This is a genomic window from Amycolatopsis sp. NPDC051061, from assembly GCF_040682935.1.
Taxonomy (GTDB): domain Bacteria; phylum Actinomycetota; class Actinomycetes; order Mycobacteriales; family Pseudonocardiaceae; genus Amycolatopsis.
On record NZ_JBFBBZ010000024.1, the window covers coordinates 1 to 20,290 of the forward strand.

General features: G+C 72.7%; 23 protein-coding genes. 8 read left to right on the forward strand and 15 right to left on the reverse strand.

What is annotated here, in order from left to right; all coding sequences use genetic code 11:
• Positions 1–100: 100 nt before the first annotated feature.
• On the reverse strand, positions 101–1,555 hold the full coding sequence (locus AB0N03_RS29155) for an MFS transporter (protein ID WP_364377991.1): 1,455 nt from the start codon (positions 1,553–1,555) through the stop codon (positions 101–103).
• A 99-nt stretch (positions 1,556–1,654) separates the two neighbouring features.
• Here AB0N03_RS29155 and AB0N03_RS29160 point away from each other — a divergent pair, with 99 nt between their 5' ends.
• Positions 1,655–2,860, forward strand: a complete 1,206-nt coding sequence (locus AB0N03_RS29160; RefSeq protein ID WP_364377993.1) for a cytochrome P450 — start codon at positions 1,655–1,657, stop codon at positions 2,858–2,860.
• Positions 2,861–2,866: 6 nt separating this feature from the next.
• On the opposite strand, the gene lexA is transcribed toward AB0N03_RS29160, so the two are convergent.
• Positions 2,867–3,520, reverse strand: a complete 654-nt coding sequence (gene lexA, locus AB0N03_RS29165; RefSeq protein ID WP_364377995.1) for a transcriptional repressor LexA — start codon at positions 3,518–3,520, stop codon at positions 2,867–2,869.
• A gap of 261 nt (positions 3,521–3,781) precedes the next feature.
• Between lexA and AB0N03_RS29170 the strand changes: the two genes are divergently transcribed.
• A complete protein-coding gene (locus tag AB0N03_RS29170) occupies positions 3,782–4,294 on the forward strand; it encodes a lytic polysaccharide monooxygenase auxiliary activity family 9 protein (RefSeq protein WP_364377997.1) in 513 nt (170 codons plus the stop codon).
• Here AB0N03_RS29170 and AB0N03_RS29175 read toward each other — a convergent pair.
• Positions 4,264–4,455 (reverse strand): hypothetical protein, encoded by a 192-nt coding sequence (locus tag AB0N03_RS29175; protein WP_364377999.1) that lies wholly within the window; start codon positions 4,453–4,455, stop codon positions 4,264–4,266. The genes AB0N03_RS29170 and AB0N03_RS29175 overlap by 31 nt on opposite strands.
• Positions 4,456–4,612: 157 nt before the next feature.
• Between AB0N03_RS29175 and AB0N03_RS29180 the strand changes: the two genes are divergently transcribed.
• Genes AB0N03_RS29180 through AB0N03_RS29190 form a run of 3 tightly spaced genes read left to right on the forward strand, consistent with a single transcriptional unit; the run spans position 4,613 to position 6,537 of the window.
• The gene (locus AB0N03_RS29180) at positions 4,613–4,951 is read left to right on the forward strand and encodes a YciI family protein (protein ID WP_364378001.1); all 339 of its coding nucleotides are present in this window, start codon (positions 4,613–4,615) and stop codon (positions 4,949–4,951) included.
• Positions 4,952–4,954: 3 nt separating this feature from the next.
• On the forward strand, positions 4,955–5,269 hold the full coding sequence (locus AB0N03_RS29185) for a YciI family protein (protein WP_364378003.1): 315 nt from the start codon (positions 4,955–4,957) through the stop codon (positions 5,267–5,269).
• A complete protein-coding gene (locus AB0N03_RS29190; RefSeq protein ID WP_364378005.1) occupies positions 5,266–6,537 on the forward strand; it encodes an RNA polymerase sigma factor in 1,272 nt (423 codons plus the stop codon). The genes AB0N03_RS29185 and AB0N03_RS29190 overlap by 4 nt, the downstream gene beginning before the upstream one ends.
• Positions 6,538–6,555: 18 nt before the next feature.
• Here AB0N03_RS29190 and AB0N03_RS29195 read toward each other — a convergent pair whose 3' ends face one another.
• Positions 6,556–7,206, reverse strand: coding sequence for a DUF4230 domain-containing protein (locus AB0N03_RS29195; protein ID WP_364378007.1), 651 nt, complete (start codon positions 7,204–7,206; stop codon positions 6,556–6,558).
• Positions 7,207–7,300: 94 nt separating this feature from the next.
• On the opposite strand from AB0N03_RS29195, the gene AB0N03_RS29200 reads away from it, so the two are divergent.
• Positions 7,301–7,444, forward strand: a complete 144-nt coding sequence (locus AB0N03_RS29200; RefSeq protein WP_364378008.1) for a hypothetical protein — start codon at positions 7,301–7,303, stop codon at positions 7,442–7,444.
• Positions 7,445–7,512: 68 nt separating this feature from the next.
• On the opposite strand, the gene AB0N03_RS29205 is transcribed toward AB0N03_RS29200, so the two are convergent.
• The gene (locus AB0N03_RS29205) at positions 7,513–8,448 is read right to left on the reverse strand and encodes a hypothetical protein (RefSeq protein ID WP_364378010.1); all 936 of its coding nucleotides are present in this window, start codon (positions 8,446–8,448) and stop codon (positions 7,513–7,515) included.
• A 428-nt stretch (positions 8,449–8,876) separates the two neighbouring features.
• On the opposite strand from AB0N03_RS29205, the gene AB0N03_RS29210 reads away from it, so the two are divergent.
• Together AB0N03_RS29210 and AB0N03_RS29215 are read left to right on the forward strand one after the other, a co-directional pair.
• Positions 8,877–10,196 carry a GH25 family lysozyme gene (locus AB0N03_RS29210; RefSeq protein ID WP_364378012.1) on the forward strand — a complete coding sequence of 440 codons (1,320 nt, stop codon included), beginning with the start codon at positions 8,877–8,879 and terminating at the stop codon, positions 10,194–10,196.
• Between the two features lie 35 nt (positions 10,197–10,231).
• Positions 10,232–10,960: a D-Ala-D-Ala carboxypeptidase family metallohydrolase gene (locus AB0N03_RS29215; RefSeq protein WP_364378014.1), complete on the forward strand. Its 729-nt coding sequence runs from the start codon at positions 10,232–10,234 to the stop codon at positions 10,958–10,960.
• A 126-nt stretch (positions 10,961–11,086) separates the two neighbouring features.
• Here AB0N03_RS29215 and AB0N03_RS29220 read toward each other — a convergent pair whose 3' ends face one another.
• The 10 genes from AB0N03_RS29220 to AB0N03_RS29265 all read right to left on the reverse strand — a co-directional run bounded on the left by AB0N03_RS29220 (position 11,087) and on the right by AB0N03_RS29265 (position 20,226).
• Complete coding sequence (locus AB0N03_RS29220) at positions 11,087–12,067, reverse strand: helix-turn-helix domain-containing protein (RefSeq protein ID WP_364378015.1); 981 nt, start codon at positions 12,065–12,067, stop codon at positions 11,087–11,089.
• 174 nt (positions 12,068–12,241) lie between these two features.
• Entirely contained in the window at positions 12,242–13,483 is a 1,242-nt protein-coding gene (locus tag AB0N03_RS29225) for a PHB depolymerase family esterase (protein WP_364378017.1), read from the reverse strand.
• 108 nt (positions 13,484–13,591) lie between these two features.
• A complete protein-coding gene (locus AB0N03_RS29230) occupies positions 13,592–14,470 on the reverse strand; it encodes an LLM class flavin-dependent oxidoreductase (RefSeq protein ID WP_364378018.1) in 879 nt (292 codons plus the stop codon).
• Positions 14,467–15,153 carry a hemerythrin domain-containing protein gene (locus tag AB0N03_RS29235; RefSeq protein ID WP_364378020.1) on the reverse strand — a complete coding sequence of 229 codons (687 nt, stop codon included), beginning with the start codon at positions 15,151–15,153 and terminating at the stop codon, positions 14,467–14,469. Before AB0N03_RS29235 ends, AB0N03_RS29230 begins: the two co-directional genes overlap by 4 nt.
• A 98-nt stretch (positions 15,154–15,251) precedes the next feature.
• A complete protein-coding gene (locus tag AB0N03_RS29240; protein WP_364378022.1) occupies positions 15,252–16,154 on the reverse strand; it encodes an AraC family transcriptional regulator in 903 nt (300 codons plus the stop codon).
• Between the two features lie 100 nt (positions 16,155–16,254).
• Entirely contained in the window at positions 16,255–17,088 is an 834-nt protein-coding gene (locus tag AB0N03_RS29245; RefSeq protein ID WP_364378024.1) for a hypothetical protein, read from the reverse strand.
• Between the two features lie 57 nt (positions 17,089–17,145).
• Positions 17,146–18,360 carry a DUF6596 domain-containing protein gene (locus tag AB0N03_RS29250; RefSeq protein WP_364378026.1) on the reverse strand — a complete coding sequence of 405 codons (1,215 nt, stop codon included), beginning with the start codon at positions 18,358–18,360 and terminating at the stop codon, positions 17,146–17,148.
• Positions 18,357–18,710, reverse strand: a complete 354-nt coding sequence (locus AB0N03_RS29255; RefSeq protein WP_364378237.1) for a YciI family protein — start codon at positions 18,708–18,710, stop codon at positions 18,357–18,359. Before AB0N03_RS29255 ends, AB0N03_RS29250 begins: the two co-directional genes overlap by 4 nt.
• A 39-nt stretch (positions 18,711–18,749) precedes the next feature.
• Positions 18,750–19,475 carry a dihydrofolate reductase family protein gene (locus AB0N03_RS29260; protein ID WP_364378027.1) on the reverse strand — a complete coding sequence of 242 codons (726 nt, stop codon included), beginning with the start codon at positions 19,473–19,475 and terminating at the stop codon, positions 18,750–18,752.
• Between the two features lie 163 nt (positions 19,476–19,638).
• Entirely contained in the window at positions 19,639–20,226 is a 588-nt protein-coding gene (locus AB0N03_RS29265; protein WP_364378029.1) for a hypothetical protein, read from the reverse strand.
• Between the last annotated feature and the right edge of the window lie 64 nt (positions 20,227–20,290).

Here is a 20,290-nt window from a genome sequence, read left to right on the forward strand (position 1 = left end):
CGACCACCGGCCAGCCCTGGCGCCCCCCGCACCCCCCGCCGGCGACTCCCAACTCGGCCCTGGCGGCCCCCGCCGCGCCCTCCCGGGCCCCCCACGCCGGTCAGCGACCCACCGCGGCAGCCGGCTCCGGGCTCGCGGGCGCCGACGCCGCCGGCGAGTGGCGAGGCAGGAAGGCGGCGACGGCCAGCGCGATGAGCGCCGCGGCCGAGCCCATTCCCAGCACGAGCCGGAAACCGTTCTGCGAAGGCAGTTCCACCGGTCCGAACCGGACGGTCAGCCGCGCGAGCACGAGCCCGGCGGTGGCGCTCGAGACCGACGTCCCGATCGAGCGCATCAGCGTGTTGAGACTGTTCGCGGCGGCCGTCTCCGACACCGGCACGGCGCCCATCACGAGCGACGGCATCGCGCCGTAGGCGAGCCCGATGCCGGCGCCGATGACGCTCGAAACCAGCACGAGGTGCCAGGTCGCGCTCATCAGGAAGATGCCGAGGGCGTACCCGGCCGCGACGACGACCGCGCCGAGCATCAGTGTCGTCTTCGGGCCGCGCGTCGCCGTGATGCGCGCGGACACCGGCGCCAGCGCCATCATGACCAGCCCCGACGGCGCCATCACCAGGCCGACGACCAGCATCGAGCGGCCGAGGCCGTACCCGGTGGCGGCCGGCAGCTGCAGCAACTGGGGGAGCACCAGCGACATCGCGAACATCGCGAAGCCGAAGACCGCCGACGCGATGTTCGTCAGCAGGACCTGGCGCCGCGCACTCGTCCTCAAGTCCACCAGGGGGCGCGGGGTGCGCAGCTCCCACCGGCCCCACAGCGCCAGCACCAGCACGGCCGCGGCGATCAGGCCGAGCGTGGCCGCGCTGCCCCAGCCCCAGTCGGCGCCCTTGGAGATCGCCAGCAGCAGGCACACCAGGGCGATCGAGAGCCCGGCCGCGCCGAGGACGTCGAACCGGCCGCCGGTGCGCACCGGCGACTCCGGCACGAGCGCGACGACCAGCGCGGTGACGACCAGGCCGAGGCCGGCCGCGGTCCAGAAGAGCACGTGCCAGTCGGCGTTCTCGGCCAGCAGCGCCGCCGCGGGGAGGCCCAGCGCGCCACCGACGCCGAGGGACGCGCTCATCAGCGCCGTGGCCGAGCCGAGCCGTTCGGCGGGCAGCTCGTCACGCATGATGCTGATCCCGAGCGGGATGACGCCGGCGGCCAGGCCCTGCAGCGTCCGGCCGGCGACCATCGGCACGAGGGTGTCGGAGAGCGCGCCGATCGCCGAGCCCACGACGAGCGCGCCGAGGCTGATGAGCAGCATCCGCCGCTTGCCGTACATGTCGCCGAGCCGGCCCATGGTCGGCGTCGCCACCGCCCCCGCGAGCAGGGTGGCCGTGATGGCCCACGTGGCGTCGGCCGCGGAGGCGTGCAGCAACCCGGGCAGGGCCGGGATCAGCGGGATGACCAGCGTCTGCATCAGCGAGACGGTGATGCCCGCGAGGGCGAGGACCGCGACGACGAGGTTCGCGCGGGGCGACGCCTCTCTCGCGGGCGTGGCTGGGTCGAGCACGGGGCGGTCCTCCGGATGTCCGAATTAAATCAGTCGCTTGACTTAGCTTAGCAGTCTTCGGTTGACTGATCACGAACTGACGGCCACCACGGAGGAACGATGACGAGCACCGCCGAGATCCCCGAGTTCCCGATGACGCGCGCCGCGGGCTGTCCCTTCGACCCGCCGCCCGCGGCCCGTGCGCTGCAGGGGGAGGCGCCGCTCGCGCGCGTGCGCCTGTGGGACGGCAGCACGCCGTGGCTGGTCACCCGCTACGCCGAGCAGCGGGCGCTGCTGGCCGATCCCCGCGTCAGCGCCGACATCACCCGCCCCGGCTACCCGAGCCCGGCGCCGCTGCCGAAGGGCGGCACCGGGATCAGCTTCATCCTGATGGACAACCCGGAGCACGCGCGGCTGCGGAAGATGGTGACCGCGCCGTTCACGATCCGGCGCACGGCGGCGATGCGCCCGGCGGTGCAGAAGATCGTCGACGAGCAGCTCGACCGGGTGCTGGCCGGCCCGAAGCCGGTCGACCTCGTCGAGGCGTTCGCGCTGCCGGTGCCGTCACTGGTGATCTGCGAGCTGCTCGGCGTCCCGTACGCCGACCACGACTTCTTCCAGGAGAACAGCAAGCTCATCATCCGGCGGGACGCGAAGCCCGAGGAACGGGCGGCCGGGCACCAGGCGCTCGTCGGCTACCTCGACCGGCTGATGGGGGAGAAGCTCGAGGCGCCCGCGGACGACCTGCTCTCCGGGCTCGCCGGCCGGGTGAACGCGGGGGAGCTGTCGCGCACGGAGGCGGCGCAGATGGGCGTGCTGCTGCTCATCGCCGGGCACGAGACGACGGCGAACATGATCGCGCTCGGCACCCTGGCGCTGCTGGAGCACCCGGACCAGCTGGCACTGCTGCGGGAGGGCGGCGACCCGGCCCTCGTGGCGTCGGCGGTCGAGGAACTGTTGCGCTACCTCAACATCACGCACAACGGCCGTCGCCGCCTCGCGCTGGAGGACATCGAGATCGCCGGCGAGACCATCCGCGCCGGCGAGGGCATGATCATGGCCAACGACGTCGCCAACCGCGACCCGGCGGTCTTCCCGGACGGCGACCGGCTCGACCTCACCCGCGACGCGCACCGCCACGTCGCCTTCGGGTTCGGCGTCCACCAGTGCCTCGGGCAGCCGCTGGCCCGGCTGGAGCTGCAGGTCGTCTACAGCACGCTGTACCGGCGGATCCCGACGCTGGCGCTCGCGACCGGCCTCGACCGGATCCCGTTCAAGCACGACGGGTCCGTGTACGGCGTCTACGAGCTGCCGGTCACCTGGTGAACCGCGTCAGACGCTCCGCAGCACCGAGACGACCACGCCCAGGATCGCCGCCCGGTCGCCGTCGATGACGTCGTAGGCGGGGTTGCGAGGCTCGAGGTACACGTGGCCGTTGCGGCGGCGGTAGACCTTGACCGTCGCCTCCTCGTCGATCATCGCCGCGACGATCTGGCCCGAGTGGGCCTCGCTCTGCTGCTTGACCACGACGATGTCGCCGTCGCAGATCGCGGCGTCGATCATCGAGTCGCCGCGCACGCGCAGGCCGAAGACCGTGCCCCGGCCGGTGAGGTCGCGCGGCAGCTTGAGGACGTCGTCGACGTGCTCCACGGCCGAGATCGGCGTGCCGGCGGCGATGTCGCCGACGACCGGCACCGGGACCGAGTCGCCGTCTTCCCGCGCCTCGCCGCCGTGCAGGAACGCACGCACGTCCATCGGGCGGGACACGCCGGCGCCGCGGCGCAGGAAGCCCTTGTCCTCCAGGCTCGCCAGGTGCTTCGACACCGACGACGTCGACTGCAAGCCGACGGCCTCGCCGATCTCGCGGGTGCTGGGGGAGTAGCCGTGGCTGACCACCCAGTCCCGGATGGCCACCAGGATCTTCTGCTGCCGCTCCGGCAGGGCCGCGGCGTCGAGGTGCTCGAACGTGTCGTCGTAGGTGGTCACCGGCGGAATCCTAGAGGCAGGGGCGACGCGCGGTGCGCCCTGGTCGCTCCGGCGAGTCCCGCTGGCCGGAACATCAGGTGACAGTTGGCGACTGACCAACATGAGTCCGGACTTCGCGATCTATTGACTCACTGTCCGGTTCGTCTTATGGTCTAGACCACAATTTCCTTCGCTCGAAACACTTCCCGGCGCGGTGGGTATCCCGCCGCGACTTCGTCGTACCCGGCGACGGGAACCGAGCCTGTCCCCGAAGGAGCGGATATGAACCGCAAACTGGTCGCGGCCGCGGCGGGTGCCCTCCTGGCCCCGGTCCTGGTGGTGGTGAGCCCCGCCGGCATCGCGAGCGCACACGGTTACGTCAACTCCCCGGCGAGCCGCCAGGCGCAGTGCGCGCAGGGCACGGTGTCGTGCGGCGACATCACGTACGAACCGCAGAGCGTCGAGGGTCCGAAGGGCCTGAAGTCGTGCAACGGCGGCAACGAGCAGTTCGCCGAGCTGAACGACAACGGCAAGGGCTGGCACGCCTCGCCGGTCGGCACCACAGCGACGTTCACGTGGACCTTCACGGCCCGCCACCGCACGACGAACTACGAATACTACATCGGCAACGAGAAGGTCGCGGACATCAGCGGCAACAACGAGCAGCCGCCGGAAACCGTTTCACACCAGGTGAACCTGAGCGGCCACACCGGACGTCAGACGGTCCTGGCGGTCTGGAACATCGCCGACACGACGAACGCGTTCTACTCCTGCATCGACCTGCAGGTGGGGTGAGTCCCCGTCCACCCGGGAGCGCGCGGCTCCCGGGTGGACGGCCGCTTCCGGCGCGTCCAGCGGGCGACCAGCTCGCCGAGGCGTTGCTCGGCCCGCCGGCGGTCGCGTTCGCCCTGGTGGGTGGCGGTCCACAGCTGTCCGGTCTGGCTGATCGGGATCATGACGGCTCCTCCGGTCGTGGGGTGCTTCCGCCCTGACGACGCCGAGCGTCGCCCCGAATCGACACATCGCCGGGAAAAACTTTCCGGGGACCTGTCGATTCCGGGCCACCGCGGCGTCGGGTGGGTGAGAAGCTGCCCCGGACGATCAGGAGGAACCTTGCGGTACATGCTGATGATCTGCGACGACGGCGCGGAGCTGGCCGGCCCGCCCGAGATCGACGCCAAGCCCGAGTTCGTCGCCTGGCTGCGCGACGTCGAAGCGCGCGGCGCCCGCCGGGCCGGGACGCTGCTGCGCCCGCCCGCCGAAGCGGTCACCGTGCGGGTGCGGGGCGGGCGGCGGCTGACGTCGGACGGCCCGTTCGCCGAGACGAAGGAGTGGATCGCCGGCTGCGAGGTCGTCGAGTGCGACGACCTCGACGAGGCCATCGCGATCGCGTCCGCGCACCCCGCGGCCGGGCGCTTTCCCATCGAGATCCGGCCGTTCGGGGAGGACTGAGCGATGAAGTTCCTGATGTGGGTGTGCGTCGACCCCGAACTCGTCGGCACCGCCGAAGACCACCCGGACGACTGGGTCGCCGAAGCCGGGGACCGCCGTCTCGAAGGGAGTCAGCTGCGGCCGGTCGCCGACGCGACGACGCTGTGGCCGCGTGACGGCGGCACCTTCGTCTCCGACGGCCCGTTCGCCGAGACGAAGGAGCAGATCGCCGGGTACGACATCCTCGAGTGCGCCGACCTGGCCGAAGCGATCGACGTCGCGGCGGCGCACCCCGTCGCGAAGTTCGGCGCCATCGAGCTGCGCCCGGTGTGGGGGTGACGGACACCGTCCGCGCGGCGGTCGACGAGGCCTTCCGCGGCGAGTGGGGCCGCGTCGTCGCCACCCTGATCCGGGTCACCGACGACTGGGACCTGGCCAAGGAGTGCGCGCAGGAAGCGTTCGCCAAGGCCCTGGACACCTGGCCCCGGGACGGCGTGCCGCGCCGTCCCGGGGCGTGGCTCACGACCACCGCCCGCCACCGGGCCCTGGACAAGCTGCGCCGCGGCGCGGCCGAGGCGAACCGGCTGCGCGACCTGGCCGTCACGGCGTCCGGGGACGACGAGGCGCCGGAGCCGGACGACGTCCCGGACGACCGGCTGCGGCTGATGTTCACCTGCTGCCACCCGGCCCTGCCGCTGGAGGCGCAGGTGGCGCTGACGCTGCGGACGCTCGCCGGCCTGACCACGCCGGAGATCGCCCGCGCGTTCCTGGTGCCCGAACCGACGATGGCGCAGCGGATCGTGCGCGCCAAGCGGAAGATCACGGGCGCGCGCATCCCGTACCGCGTCCCGCCCGCCGAGCTGCTGCCCGAGCGGACGGAGGGCGTGCTCGGCGTGCTCTACCTGCTGTTCAACGAAGGCTATTCGGCCAGCGCCGGCGCCGACCTGGTCCGCCGGGCCCTGACGGCGGAGGCGATCCGGCTCGCGCGCGTCGTCGTCCGGTTGCTGCCGGACGCGCCGGAGGCGAGCGGGCTGCTGGCCCTGATGCTGTTCCACGACGCCCGCCGCGCGACCCGCACCGACGACGACGGCGACCTGATCACCCTCGCCGACCAGGACCGCACCCGCTGGGACCGCCCGGCGATCGACGAGGGCGCCCGGGTCCTGGACGAGGCGCTGGCCCTCGGCCGGCCGGGCCCGTACCAGCTCCAGGCGGCGATCGCGGCGTGCCACGCGACGGCGTCCCGGGCCGAGGACACGGAGTGGGCCCGGATCGCCCGGCTGTACGAGCTGGTCGCGCGGCTGACCCCGTCCCCGGTGGTCGAGCTGAACCGGGCGGTGGCGGTGGCCATGGCCGACGGCCCGGCGGCGGGCCTGGCTTTGGCCGACGACCTGGCGGAGGGCGGCGGGTTGGCGGGTTACCACCTGCTCCCGGCGACACGTGCGGACTTCCTGCGCCGCCTCGGTCGCGTCGAGGAGGCGGTGGGGGCGTACCGGGAGGCGCTGGAGCTGGCGCCGACCGAGGCGGAACGCCGGTTCCTCACGCGGCGGATCGAAGAGCTGGGTCCGCGTGGTCGTGGCGTGGGGGCGACGGACCGGCCGTGCTGATTCCGAGCACGGCGAGGATCAGCCGGCCGTGTTGTCGGCGTAGTTCACGGTGACGTTCTTGAAGCCGAGCGACTGCAGCAGGCCGACCAGCATCGTCCGCGTGTTCCGCTCCGCGTCGGCGACCAACGGGCTCTTCGCGGCCGCCTCCTGGATCTTCTTCTGGGCGAGCTCGTACAGCGCCTGCTGCGAATTCGGGTTGCCGCTGAGGAAATCGTTGATCCGGGTGAACAGGCCCTGCTGCTGTGCGTACACATAGGACTCGTGCACGTCCAGCGTCGCCGGCTCCAGCTGGGCGTGCGCCAGGGTGATCGTGGCGGACAGGCGGTCGTCGGAGACCTGGACCGCGTTGCCCTTCAGCCGCGAGAACTCGACGAAAGCGTTGTCCTGGCCGACCCCGACGAACAGCGTGTCGCTGCCGGCCAGGAAGCTGGGCAGGATCGAACTCGTCTTGATGTCGACGATGACCTGGAACGACCCGCTGGCCGCCTCGTACCGGGACAGCTCGACGATCGACTGCAGCAGCACCGGTCCGGAGCGCTCCTCGGTCTGTTCGGCGAAGGGGTTGCGCAACTGGGGCAACAGATGCAGCGCCGATGCGACGAGTGCCGCAACGGCCAGAAGTACCACCGCCGCCGCGATCGCGACGAGCCGCTTGCCCCATGCGCCCATGCCGCGGAGGTTACCCACGCCGGGGCCCGGCCAACCCGCCCCGGCTGTACGGTGTCCCCGCTTACGTCTCCGATCTCCGAAGAGGGGAAGCGCCGTGCGCAAGTCCGTCTGGTTGTGGGTCCTGCTGGTCGTCCTCGCCATCCTGGTGCTCGGACTGATCTTCGGCGGCTACCGCAAGGGCGACAAGCTCGGTGCGCCCGAGCCGGTGGCGACGTGGAGCGTGGGCCGGCCGGCGTAGCCGTCTCCAGGAAGCGCCTTGCCGCGAGCCCTTTCCGGCACCGGCCGGCCGGTGCCGGACCGCCGGGGTCAGCCGTCAGCGCGCGGATCGGGCCAGGGCACCAGCCGGGTCCACTCGCCGAGGGTCTCGGCGAAGCCGGCGTCGTCCGCGGGATCGAGAACGTGCACCTCGTCGACGGTGCCGTCGGCGAGGTGCAGGTGCTTGATCGTCATCGGTGCCGTGGGGCGCTCGTCGGGGGAGCCGTGGTGCCCCGACGGCACCGACACGTAGAAGACTTCGCCGGCCCCCGATCCGCCCCCGGGCACGACGAGGTGCGCGTGCAGGTCGGAGTCGAGCCGGGGCTCGGCGCGGCCGCCGGACTGCCGGCACGCGGCCACCAGCTGCTCGATCCGGGCCAGCCGGTCGCGCGCGGCCCACCGGTCGACCAGCGACAGTTCGCCGCCCCACGCGCGCACCAGCCAGCCGGCGCCACCTTCCGGCAGCGGCCCGAGCCGGCCGTTGCCCAGGGCGCGCGTGACCTCGAGGGCCTGCCACGCGCGGGAAGTGCCGTCGGCCGGGTCCTGCCGGACGGGCAGCGTCCGGAGGGCCTCGGCCCGGCCGGCGGCGTCGGTGGTCAGTTCGTCGGCGACGGTCAGCCGCTGCGCTCGGGTCAGGCGGTTCAGCACCTCCGGCAGGTCGAGCAGAACCTCGGCGACGTCGAAGAAGCTCCACTGCTCACCGTGGCGGTGGCCGGCTCCGGAAAGGTCGATCCGCGGGATGGAGCCAGTGCCCCGCAAGTGATCGACGAGCGTGGAAACACCGGCCTCGATGACCGGGTAAGTGTCGAGCCACGGGGCGGCGTCCCACGTGCCTTCGGACACGTGCGTGAGGTAGACGGCGAGATCACGGGCCAGTTCGCCGTCGTCGAGGGTGGTGATCTTCACCGTCTGGTCGCCGTCCGCGCCCGGCCAGGTGGCGAGCACGGTGGAGCGAGGGCCGGAGGACATGAGGCTGTAGCTGGTCATGGGCGTCTCCTGACGTGGGGATCACCGATGGGCGCGCACCAAGACGCGCAACACCGTCGATGAGCGGAGGGGGAGTCAGGGAGCCCTGCGGCGCGACCGCAGAGCCAGTCCGTGCCCACCACGATAACCCCCACCGCCCGGCTCCGGATCCGGCAAAACGCGGCGACGCTGTTCGACCGGCTCGCCGCGTGGCCACGCCACGATGACGGCGGTGTGGTCGGTGACCGAAGACCCCGGCGTGCGGCTCTGACCCTCGTCCCCGGATCGGGAGACCGAGGGCCCAGGCGGACAGCAGCGCGCTACCGGCGTCCCAGCGTTGTCCCACGGGCGTGGTGTTCTCGCTGGTCCAGCGGGGTGGGACTGTCCCGGCGTCCCGAATCGGCCGCTGACCGGTGATCGGCGGGCCGGCCACTGCCAGCCTCCTCGCCATGCAAAGACTCGCTCTGGCCGTCGCGGTGCTGCTGGTGGTCCCCGCCGCGGCCGCCACCACCGCCGCGGCCGCACCCGTCGCGGTGTGCGGGCACACCAGTGCCCAGCCCACCCTGAAGCAAGGGGCGACCGGCACCGAGGTCGCCGAGGCCCAGTGCGAACTGAACCTGGCGACCAAGGCGAGCCGGTACACGCCGGTCGGCGCGGACGGTTCCTTCGGCGCGGCGACCGACGCCCGGGTCCGCGTGTTCCAGCGGTGCGCCGCGCTGAGCGTGGACGGCCAGATCGGGCCGAACACCTGGGCCGCACTGAACACGTGGTCCGCGCACCCCAGGAAGTGCGCCACCCAGGGCACTTCGGACGCCGCGCAGAGCGTGGTCTGCGGCCTTTCCACCGCCCGCCCGACCCTGCAGAGCGGGTCCACCGGCACGGAGGTCAAGGAACTCCAGTGCCGGCTGAACCTCGCCATGGAACCCGGCCACTACCCGCCGCTGACGATCGACGGCAACTTCGGCGACGGCACCCGCAACCGGGTGATCCAGTTCCAGCACTGCGTCAACGCCGGCGCCGACGGGGTCGCCGGGCCCACCACCTGGGCGAAGGTCGCCGACTGGTCCAGCCGCAACGCTTACTGCGTGCCGCCGAAGCCCGCCGGCCACCCGATCGACGGCGTGGACACGGCGAAGTACCAGCACCCCGGGGGCGCGCCGATCAACTGGGGCGCGGTGAAAGCGTCCGGGGTCGAGTTCGCGACCGTCAAGGCGACCCGCGGCCTGAACACCACCGACGACTACCTGGCCACGGACCTGCCCGCCGCCCGCAACGCCGGCCTGGCCGTGGGGCCGTACCACTTCTACACGGGCACGGCGGCCGGCACCGGCGGTGCGCAGGCCGACCGGTTCATCGCCGCGGTGAAGGCCACGGGGTACACCGGCAAACGCGCCGGGGACCTGCCGCCCGTGTTCGACCTGGAGTGGAAGGACGACGGCTCCGGCGGCTGCCCGCCGTACGTCACCGTCGCCGACGCCAAGGCCTGGCTGGACAAGGTGCAGGCGGCGTTCGGCCGGACCCCGATCATCTACACCCAGAAGTCGTTCCTGGACGCGTGCCTGGGCGGCACCACGGCGCTCTCCGCGTACCCGATGCAGCTCGCGGACTACCGGCAGTCCGTCACGCAGCCGGCGTTGCCCGCCGGGTCGTCGACCTGGCTGATGTGGCAGTACACCGACGCGGCCATCGCCGACGGCATCCCCGCGCCGGCGACCGGCGACGTCTTCAACGGCACCCAGGCCGCGCTCGACCAGCTCGCCAATCGCTGAATCCCCGCTAGGAAAGGACGAGAATGAGTCTCCCCATGAGCCGCCGCACGGCGCTGCGCGGCGCGGCGGTCATCGGCACAGCCGCGGTGATCAGCCCGCTGCTGCTGTCGGGCACCGCCCAGGCGTACCCGTGGTCCCGCACCCTCGCGCAGGGCGCCACGGGCGCCGACGTCACCGAACTCCAGATCCGGGTCGCGGGCTGGGCGGCCGACTCGGCGAGCCACAGCCGGGTCTCGATCGACGGCGAGTTCGGCCCCGGCACGGCGGCCGCGGTCCGCAGGTTCCAGGCCGCCTACGGCCTGGGCGCGGACGGCGAGGCCGGCCCGGCCACCCAGGCCGCGCTCAACGCGCTGGAGCAGAGCGACGGGTCCACCGCGCACTTCGACTTCAGCGAGTTCACCGACCGGGTGAGCGGCACCTTCAACGGCGGCAAGGTCAGCGCGGCCACCGCCAAGGAGAACGCCCGTCGCTGCATGTACAAGCTGGAAGCGGTGCGCAAGAAGCTCGGGAACAAGGCGATCACGGTGAACTCCGGGTTCCGCAGCATCGCGCACAACGCGGAGATCGGCGGGGCCAGCGACAGCATGCACATGTACGGCACCGCGGCCGACCTGGACGTGCCGGGCGTGGCCAACAAGACCGTCTACCAGAAGGCCGAGACCAGCGGGTTCTCCGGCCTGGAGACCTACAACACCGATCACCAGCACGTGGACAGCCGGGCCGACCTCGGCCGCGCGTGGTGGTGGGAGAACGGCACGGTCTGACCGGCGACCGGGGGTCTGGCGCCGGAAACCCGCCCTCGGGGGTTTCCGGCGTCGGCGTGCCGCGAAGCCCGCGTCCTCCGGGCCCCTCCCCGGGGCCGCCCCTCGCGGGGGGCGCGGGCTTCGCGCTCAGTGCGACTGCGGGTTCTCCAGCGCCGCCGAGCAGGACGGCCAGTCGTGGAAGTCGTGGTGCGCGCTCCACAGGCGGTGTGCGGCGTCGATGTTCCAGGCCGGGTCGAACGCCTGCCGTGGCGTGCCGCCCAGGTCCAGCAGGCGGGCGTCGGAGATCTGGAAGATCCCCCAGTTGCGGCTGCCGTTCGTGTTCGGCAGCACCCACAGCGGGTCGAGGAACGAGGCGCAGCGGGCGATCGCGACCGCGGTGTCCGGCGCCTCGGTGAACACGGCCCGGATCCGCTGCTCCACCATGGCCGCCGACCAGCCCGCCAGGCTGGTCCGGTGGTCGTACAGCGCGTTCTTGGTGGCCTCGTCGACCACGCCGCGCGCGGGCAGGCCGGCCAGGATCTGGAACGCCGTGACCCGGCGCAGCGTCTCCGGCCCGAACGAGCCGTCGACCGAGAGCCGCCCCTGGGCCGCGACGAGCAGGTTCTGCACCTCGGTGACGCACTCGTCGTGCTGTCCCATGCTCACCGGCGGCTGGCAGGCCTGGGAGAACAGCACGCGGTCGGCGTACCGGCCGGCGGCCGGCGGGGACCCGTCGGCGGTGGCCCAGACCAGGCCGCCCGCCAGCAGGACCACGATCGCGATGGCCACCGCCGCGTACCAGCGTCCGCGTGGCGATCGCGAGACGTCCGCGCCGGTCGCGGTCGCCGGGACGACCGGCGGCGAGGGCTCGCCGTGCTCCGGCGGCACCTCGTCGACCCGGTCGGCGTCGGCCAGCGCCCACAGCTGGTGCACTTCGCGCAGTTCCTCCGCGGACGCGCCGCAGACCTTGGCGAACGAGTGGACCACGCGGTAGTCGGCGGGCACGCTCTTGCCGGAGCAGTACCTGTGCAGGCTGGAGCCGCTGGCCCCGGCCTGCCTGCCAAGACGTTCGTAGCCCTGCCCGCTGCGGTCCTTCAACATGCGCAGGTAGGCGGCGAACTTATCCATGTGCAGTGTCACGGTGACTGGAACACCTCGCTCGGGAAGCGGCTGACGGACGGAAGTTAACACCGTCCCACCCCGCACCGGGCAGAAACCGACGGATTGCGCCACACGGCGGATCACCTCCCGCCAGGCGGCCCCGCGTAGGGCTCCCGGTGCCGTCCGCTCCGCGGCCGGAGCTCAGCGGCGCCGGCGCGCCATCCACTGCCAGACGTGGGTGCCGCCGTCGCTCGGGTCGTTGCGGGCCACGTAGATCCACGACCAGTGCCCGGGAAACCGGTGGCCGTTCCGGACGACGTGATCGTAGAGGGTCAGCCGGGAGCCGGGGATCAGCTCGTGCGCGTGGACGGTGTTGGCCTGCGGGTCCACCGTGTCGTCGTCGCGGGAGGCGACCAGCCAGGTCGGTGTGCCGATCGCGGCCAGCTCGGCGTCGGGCACCAGCGGCGGGTCGCCCTCCTCGCGGCCGGCGACGACTCCGCAGATCGGGACCGACGCGGCGAACGTCGCCGGATAAACGGTGGTCATCTTCAGGCTCATGTAGCCGCCGTTGCTGCAGCCGACCACCAGGACGCGCCCGGGATCGACCGGCCGGGTGCGCATGACGTCCCGGATGATCTCGTGGATGAGCGGGGCGAAGCGGGGACCGTCGTCCATCCAGGCGGACGTGCTCTGCGGGGCGACCACGTAGGCGCCGTCGAAGATCGCTTGCGCCTCCCGGGTGGCGAAACCCAGCGCGCCGCGGTTGGCGCGCAACGTGGTTTCGTTGTCGTAGTAGCCGTCCGGCAAGGAAGCGCCTTCACCGCCGCCGTGCAGCCAGACGATCAGGGGCCGCCGGCCGCGGGGGGACGCGGGGGAGTACAGCCGGTACTTCATCCCGGAACGCGAGGTGTGGTAGCCGAAGGCGTCGACTTCGGGGTTGGCGAGCCGGCCCTGCGTGAACCGGGCGAAGGAAACCGGCCGGCCGTGCCGCAGGCGGACGGGGGCGTTCTGCGTGATGGTGTAGACCAGGTCGAGCCGGACGTTGCGGGCCTTGCTGTTGATATAGCCGAGGGTGCCACCGCCGGTCTGGCCTTCGCCGTGGCTCAGCTCGAGCACGATGTTCCCGCGGCGGTCGAGCCGCGCGGCCGTCACGGGCCGGTCGAGGTCGTAGCCGACGTCTTGGCCGCCGGTGTCGATCGGGCTCGTGGCCTCGGCGTGCACGCCGAACGTGCCGGTGGTCAGGCTCGCCGGGTCGATCGGCCCGATCCGGGACGTGCCGAGGGTGAGCGAAGTGACCTGCTCGCCGCCGTCGAGGGTTTCCGCGTCGAGGGTGAACCCGATGCCGCCGGTCCCCTCGGCGCGGGCGACGCCCGGCACCGTGAGGCCGGCGGTGAGGCCCGCCCCGGCGACCAAAGCAGTGCGGCGACTGAACACCTTGCCCATGCGAACTCCTTCTGGGGTGCCGTGCGCGCGAGCCGGTCATTGTATCGCCGGATCGGGCACCGGAGGGCACGTCGCCGGTGCCCGATCACGACGTCCGGGGCGGACCGGTCAGGCCCGCGCCACCAGCTCACGAACGGCCGGGACGACTTCGGCGGCGAACCGGCGGAGGACGTCCGCGGCACCCGCGCGGTAGAGGAAGAACGTGTCGATCCGGTGTTCCAGCGCCACTTCGGCCAGCTGCTCGGCCCACACCGCGGGCGATCCCCGCAGGAATCCCGCGCCGGTGCCGAACGAGCCCTCGACGTTGTACCCGCGCCGGACGCTCTCCGGCGACCGCCCGGCGGCCACCGCCGCGTCGTCGATGAGCCGGTTCGCGGCGGGCAGCGCCTCCGGCGGGAGGAACGGCGAGCTCGGGATCCAGCCGTCGGCGAGGGCGCCGGTCAGCCGCAGCAGCCGCGGCTGGTAGGCCCCGAACCAGATGCCCACCTCGTGCAGCGGCGCCGGCCCCGGCTTGACGCCGTCGAGCCGGTAGTGCCGGCCCGCGAACTCGACGTCCCTTGTGGACGTCCACAGTGCACGGATGACCTGGACCGCCTCGGCCAGCGCGTCGATCGACTCCCCGGCGGTGCGGCGGGGGCCGCCTTCGGCGACGACGGCGGCCCACATCTGCTGCGCGCCGGTGCCGAGACCGAGCTCGAACCGGCCGCCGCTCAGGATGTCGAGGGTCGCCGCGGTCCGGGCCACCACCGGCGGCGGGCGCAGCGGCAGGTTGAACAGGTTGGGCAGCACCGTGATCCGCGTCGTGCGGGCCACGATGGCCGACAGCAGCGCGACGGTGTCCAGCCGCTCCGGCCAGTACGGGTGGTCGGAGAGGGAGACGACGTCGAACCCGAGCTCCTCCATCAGCTCGGCCAGCCCCACGACGTCCTGCGGGCGGTCCGCGGACGACTCCAGCAGGGCACCGAACTTCAGGTCGTGGACGGTCACCGCCGGACTCCGATCCGCGCGGGCGTCGCGGTGCCGTGCACCCGCTCGGCGTGCGCCGCGAAGGCCTGCGCGGCCAGGTCGCCGATGACCGCGCGGACCTCGGGCGGCATCGACGCGATGATGTCCCGGACGGTGCCGGGATCGCCCTCGTACGCCATCAGCCCGAACATCAGCGGCATCCGCGCCGGGTCGACGTCGGCGGCGCCGGCGGCGATCATCCGCCCCCACTCGGCGGCGGTGATGTGCCGCTCGATCAGCGGAAGCGCTTTCTCTTCCTCGACGGCGAGGTGCTCGACGAGCCGCTCGTGCAGCAGGGTGACCGCCCCGGCGAGGGCCTCGCCGCGCACCGGGTCGGCGCTCTCGCGCCACGGCGTGAGGCCGTCCCGCACCTCGCCCAGCAGCTCGTCGATAGCGCCGTGCTGCTCTTCCATCACCTTCACGACGGGTTCGGCCTCGGCACCGGCCCGATCGAGCAGCCGGTGCCACAGGTGCTCGTCCTCGGCTTCGTGGTGGTGGTGCAGGACGGTGTCGACGAGCCGGACGTGCTCGGCGACGACGGCCGCGCGCTCGACGTCGCCGTCGGCGACCCCGCGGATCAGGGCCGGCGCGAGACCGAGCTCGCGGCGGAACATGGTGTGCGCGAGGTACATGTCGCGCACGTCGGCCAGGGGTTCGTTGGTCATTGTTCGCTTTCCCGAAGGGTTTTCCGGATGAATTCCGTGAACCGAACGTAGCAACGGGAAGCGGGGCGGTGAACGAACTGTCCGGGATGCGAATCCGGTTATCCGCGAAGCGTACGAAGGGGCTTCTGGCCGAATTTCGCCTCGTGCGCGGCGGCGAACCGACCGAGGTGGGTGAAGCCCCAGCGGCGGGCCACGGCGGCGACCGAGTCGGCGAACGGGTCCGCGGCGCGCAGTTCCTCGTGCGCCCGGCGCAACCGGACGTCGCGGACGTACTCCATCGGCGACATCCCGAGGTGCTGCTGGAACCCCTTCTGCAGGGTGCGCGGGGTGACCCCGCATTCGGTCGCGAGCAGGGACAGCGTGAGCGGCGCCTGCGGGTCCGCTTCGATGACGTCGATGGCGGCGCGGACCGAAGCCGGCCGCGCGGCGGCGACGGTGCCGGCGAGCGCCTCGGCGTGCGAATGCGACGCCGCGAGCACGAAACCGTTCAGCACGCTGTCCGCCAGCGGCGCCGCGACCAGCGGCTGCGACGCCAGCCCGCCGGGAACCGCCAGCAGCCGGTTGACGGAGAACAGCAGCTCGGCCCAGCTGCGGCCGTAGCCGTCCCGGGTGTTCATCACGGGGTCGAAGCTGACCCGGCTCGACGTGCGGTCGCCGACGAGCCGGGCGAGCGCGGTCTCCACGGCCGCCGAGTCGATCCGCACGCACAGCGCGCGGTAGCCGACCGGCCACCGGCCGGTGAACTCCCCGCCGCCGGGCAGGTACACCGCCGACGACCGGCTGGTGACGATCATGTCGACCCCGCGGTGGCGCGACTCGAACCGGCCGGTGATCGGCAGGTGCACGTAGAACCCGGCGCCGACGTCCTCGCATTCGAGCCGCAGTTCTTCCCGGAACGCGACCTCGCCGATGGTGACGGCCCCGATCCCGGCGTCCCGGTAATCGGACACGGTCAGGTCCGCCTGCGGCACGGTTTCGATCGTCGACGAGCGCACGAACACCCCGTGGTCACCTCCGGGTCCCCTCGGCCGCGCCGGCCGTCGACGGTGCGAGCCTACCGAAACCGCCGATCACCGGAGGCGCCGAAGGGGGACACCCGCCTCAGGTGGCCGTCGTCCGGTGGGCGGCCGCGTAGTGCGCGGTGCCGATCGCCCCCGCGACGGCCAGGACGAATCCCGTGGCGGCCGCGGCGGTGAAGCCGTCGCGGACGCGGTCGTCCAGCACGGCCACCCCGATGAGCGAGGACACCGCCGTGTTGGTGGTGAACACGATGGCGGTGACCGCGGTCGCGCGGCCGCGTTGCAGGGCCATCGCGAACGCCACCGCCGCGACGAGCCCGTTGGCGATCATCGCCCAGATCGCCGGTTCCAGGACGAGGCGCCAGGCCGGCCCGGACGCGTCGAGCGTCCGCGCCGAGATCCCGACGGCGCTGAATCCCAGCCCGCCGCAGAACCCCAGCACGACCGGCGACCAGCGGCCGCCACCGCGCTGAGCGGTGAACGCGATCGCCGCGATGACGACCGCCACGCCCACCAGCAGCAGCTTCCAGCCGGCGGACAGCGGCTGCGCCGGACCCGGATCGGCGGACAGCCCGAGCAGGACCAGTCCCGTCGCGCCGACGCCCAGCGCGGCCCACCCGGCGCCGGCCAGCCGGACGCCGAGGACCGCGGAGATCGTCGCGGTGACGCCGACGCTGAACGCGAGCACCGACTGGACGAGGAACAGCGGCAGGCGGTGCAGCGCGGCGGCGGCGAAGACGAACCCGAGCAGGTCCACCCCCACGCCGAGGAAGTAGAGCGGTTGCCGGCGCAGCGCGACCAGGTCCTGGGGCGAGCCGCCGAAGGCACCGGCTCGCCGGACTCCGGCGGACTCCAGGATGGAGCCGCTGCCCGAGGCGACGGCGGCCAGCACGGCGAGGACGTATCCGAGGAGCACGGCCTGAGTCTGTCAGCCCGCCCCCGGCCCACCTCACGTCGGCGGCCATTCGGACGGTCACCCCAGCCGCGCGGCGCGGGTCTGGAGGTGGCGCCGCTCGGGTTCGCTGGTGGTGCGCCGGGCCGCCTCCTGATAGCCGGCGCGCGCCGCGTCGTGGTCGGCGGCCATCTCCAGCAGGTGGGCCCGCACGGACACGAGGTGGTGGGAGGCCGAGATGCGCTCGTCGGCCGAGAGGGCGTCGAGCAGGGCCAGCCCGGCCGCCGGTCCGTGCACCTCCGCCACCGCCACCGCCCGGTTGAGCGTCACCGTCGGGTTGGGTGCCACGTGCTCCAGAACCGTGTAGAGGGCCAGGATCTGCGGCCAGTCGGTGACGTCGGCGGTGGGTGCCTCGTCGTGGACGGCGGCGATGGCGGCCTGGAGCTGGTACGGGCCGATCGGGCCCCTCGACAGGGTGTCGGTCACCAGCGCCACGCCCTCGGCGATGGCTTCGGTGTTCCAGAGCGTGCGGTCCTGCTCGCTCAGCGGCACCAGCGACCCGTCCGGGGCCGTGCGGGCCCGGCGGCGGGCGTCGGTCAGCAGCAGCAGGCCCAGGAGCCCGGCCACCTCGCCGTCGCCGGGGACCAGCCGGTGCAGCTCGCGGGCCAGCCGGATGGCCTCGGCCGTCAGCTCGGCCCGCACCAGCTGCGCTCCCGACGTGGCCGTGTAGCCCTCGTTGAAGACGAGGTAGACGACTTGGAGCACGACGCCGAGCCGCCGTGCCTGCTCGGCCGGCGGCGGCAGGGCGAAGCCGGCTCCGGCGGCCTTGATGCGGTGCTTCGCCCGGCTGATGCGCTGCGCCATGGTCGCCTCGGGCACGAGGAAGGCCCGGGCGATCTCGGCGGTCGACAGGCCGCCGACGGCCCGCAGGGTCAGCGCGATTTGCGACGGGGGCGTCAGCGCCGGGTGGCAGCACAGGAACAGCAGCGTGAGGGTGTCGTCGCCGGTGGGTTCGGAGTTCACTTCGGCACCGGCGGGCGGAGTGCGGAGGGCGTCGGCCTCCTCCCGCCGGCGGCGGGCGGCGTCGCTGCGCACCTGGTCGGCGAGGCGCCGCGACGCCACCGTCACCAACCAGCTGCGGGGGCTCTCCGGCAACCCCTCCACCGGCCACTGCGCCGCGGCCGCCACCAGCGCCTCCTGGACGGCGTCCTCGCAGGCGTCGAAGTGGCCGTAGCGGCGCACCAGCGTGCCGAGCACGTCCGGGACCAGCCGCCGGACGGCGTGCCAGTCGGTCACGGCTCGACGTCGGCCTCGTGCATGAGCGGCCGGACCTCGACGCCCCAGTGGCGCGCCGACGGGTTGCGGGCCGCGATCTCCAGGGCCCGATCCAGGCTGTCGCAGTCGAGGATCGTGAAGCTGCCGAGGTACTCCTTGGCCTCGGCGTAGGGGCCGTCGGTCACCACCGGCGTCCCGCCGGCGACCCGGACCATCTTGGAGTTCATCTGGTCGGCCACCCCGTAGGCGCCGACCAGCTCACCGGACTCGACCAGCTCCTGGTTGAGGGCATCGGTCTCGCGGATGAGTTCGGCGAGGGTGTCCGCACCTATCGAGGTGAAGGCTTCCTCGTTGCCGTAGATCAGCAGCATGTACTTCACGGTTCGCTCCTCTCGACGCTTCGTCCGGGCTCAGCGCTTCGTCTGGGCCAGGCCGACCAGGTCACCGCCGGCACCGCGATCGTCCAGCACCAGCTTCGACCGCCCCGTGACGCTATAACGGATGTGGGTGACCGCGGGCGTTCCGACGACCCGGGTCGGGACCAGCTCGATGCCGTCGTCGGCGCCGAGGCCCAGGCCGGGGTCGAAGAGGCGCTGGCCGTCGCCCAGCAGCACCGGGGCGATGTGCAGCTCGAGCTGGTCGAGCAACCCGGCGCGCAGCATCTGGCGCAGGAGCTCTCCGCCGCCGGCCACCGCCACGTCCAGGCCGCCGGCGGCGTCGCGGGCCAGCTCGACGGCCCGCTCGAGCCCGTCGGTGACGAAGGTGAAGGAGGTGCCGCCCCGGCGTTCGAGCACCGGCCGGGGCCGGTGGGTGACGACGAACACCGGGACGTGGAACGGCGGCTCCTCGCCCCAGGGGACCTCACCGGCGTCGAACATGCGCCGGCCCATGACGTAGGCCCCGGCCGCGGCGAACGTCTCCTCGATGAGCTCCGAGTCGACCGACTGCTCACCACCGGCGATGCCTTGCCGCTCACGCCAGGCCGCGGCGTCCACGGCCCAGCGGGTGACCCGGAAGAAACCGGGCGCTTCGGGCCCCCGCATCCAGCCACTCATGTCCGTGGAGCCCGGCGTGTCCCGCGGCCCGGTGTAACAGCCGTCGAGGGACACCGACATCTGAGCGGTCACCTTGGTCATCGTTTCGTGCTCCACTCGTGGCGGCGGCCCCCTTGGCCACCGATGCCCTTCAGTCGGAGCCGACCGTCCGTTCTCGACACGCGACGACGAGGAATCCCGCCCCGGACCGTGGGAGGGCCTCCCGGCCGGCCGCCAGGCGGCAGCAGCCAGGCCGGTCGGTCGGTCAGGAAATGGTGGTCGAGTCGGACGGTCCGGCGGAGTAGCAGACGTTGCCGTCGGTGAGAATCGCGAAATTCGAGCCGTTGCTCCTGATGAACGCGGATCCGGGACCCCGGGTCAGGCCGCCGACGATCCTGGTCCACGCCGAGATGGCGCCGGTGGCGCCACCGGAGAAGTTCTGGGTGCTCGTGCCGCCGTTGTCACTCAGGCCGACCCGCCACTGGCGGCTCACGACGTTGGCGTAGACGGAGAACCCCGTGTCCAGCTGCACCTGTGCGTTGCCGATCCCGCTCACGTAGACCCAGGAGGAACCACATTTGCCGGTGACGATGTTGAACACGCCGACGTTCCCGGCCGCGGTCCCCTTGGGCACCGAATACTGCTGTCCGCCGGGAGCGGTCCGGACCTCGTAGCCGTGGGCGGCGGCCACCTCCGCGTCGAACCCGACGCTGCGCATGGTGGAGTGGACGCGGTGCGTGGCAGGGGCTTGCGCGCCGGCCACGTCCGGAGTCGAGGCGTACGCGACGCCGGCGGTGGAAAGGGCCACGGCGGCCCCGATCGCGGCAGTGCAGATCATTCGCGAAAAACGCATTTCTACCTCATTCTCTTGACTGTTTCCGAAGCTTGGGCTCGCCTCGAATGTCGATGGGCTTGCC

Excerpts from the sequence above, each read along its gene's own strand:
- AB0N03_RS29160 (WP_364377993.1), top strand. The coding sequence starts at position 1,655 with ATGACGAGCACCGCCGAGATCCCCGAGTTCCCGATGACGCGCGCCGCG.
- AB0N03_RS29170 (WP_364377997.1), top strand. The coding sequence starts at position 3,782 with ATGAACCGCAAACTGGTCGCGGCCGCGGCGGGTGCCCTCCTGGCCCCG.
- AB0N03_RS29195 (WP_364378007.1), bottom strand. The coding sequence starts at position 7,206 with ATGGGCGCATGGGGCAAGCGGCTCGTCGCGATCGCGGCGGCGGTGGTA.
- AB0N03_RS29255 (WP_364378237.1), bottom strand. The coding sequence starts at position 18,710 with ATGCTGCTGATCTACGGCAACGAGGAAGCCTTCACCTCGATAGGTGCG.
- AB0N03_RS29215 (WP_364378014.1), top strand. The coding sequence starts at position 10,232 with ATGAGCCGCCGCACGGCGCTGCGCGGCGCGGCGGTCATCGGCACAGCC.
- AB0N03_RS29175 (WP_364377999.1), bottom strand. The coding sequence starts at position 4,455 with ATGATCCCGATCAGCCAGACCGGACAGCTGTGGACCGCCACCCACCAG.
- AB0N03_RS29235 (WP_364378020.1), bottom strand. The coding sequence starts at position 15,153 with ATGACCAACGAACCCCTGGCCGACGTGCGCGACATGTACCTCGCGCAC.
- AB0N03_RS29205 (WP_364378010.1), bottom strand. The coding sequence starts at position 8,448 with ATGACCAGCTACAGCCTCATGTCCTCCGGCCCTCGCTCCACCGTGCTC.
- AB0N03_RS29220 (WP_364378015.1), bottom strand. The coding sequence starts at position 12,067 with ATGGATAAGTTCGCCGCCTACCTGCGCATGTTGAAGGACCGCAGCGGG.
- AB0N03_RS29225 (WP_364378017.1), bottom strand. The coding sequence starts at position 13,483 with ATGGGCAAGGTGTTCAGTCGCCGCACTGCTTTGGTCGCCGGGGCGGGC.
- AB0N03_RS29260 (WP_364378027.1), bottom strand. The coding sequence starts at position 19,475 with ATGACCAAGGTGACCGCTCAGATGTCGGTGTCCCTCGACGGCTGTTAC.
- AB0N03_RS29265 (WP_364378029.1), bottom strand. The coding sequence starts at position 20,226 with ATGCGTTTTTCGCGAATGATCTGCACTGCCGCGATCGGGGCCGCCGTG.
- AB0N03_RS29210 (WP_364378012.1), top strand. The coding sequence starts at position 8,877 with ATGCAAAGACTCGCTCTGGCCGTCGCGGTGCTGCTGGTGGTCCCCGCC.
- AB0N03_RS29185 (WP_364378003.1), top strand. The coding sequence starts at position 4,955 with ATGAAGTTCCTGATGTGGGTGTGCGTCGACCCCGAACTCGTCGGCACC.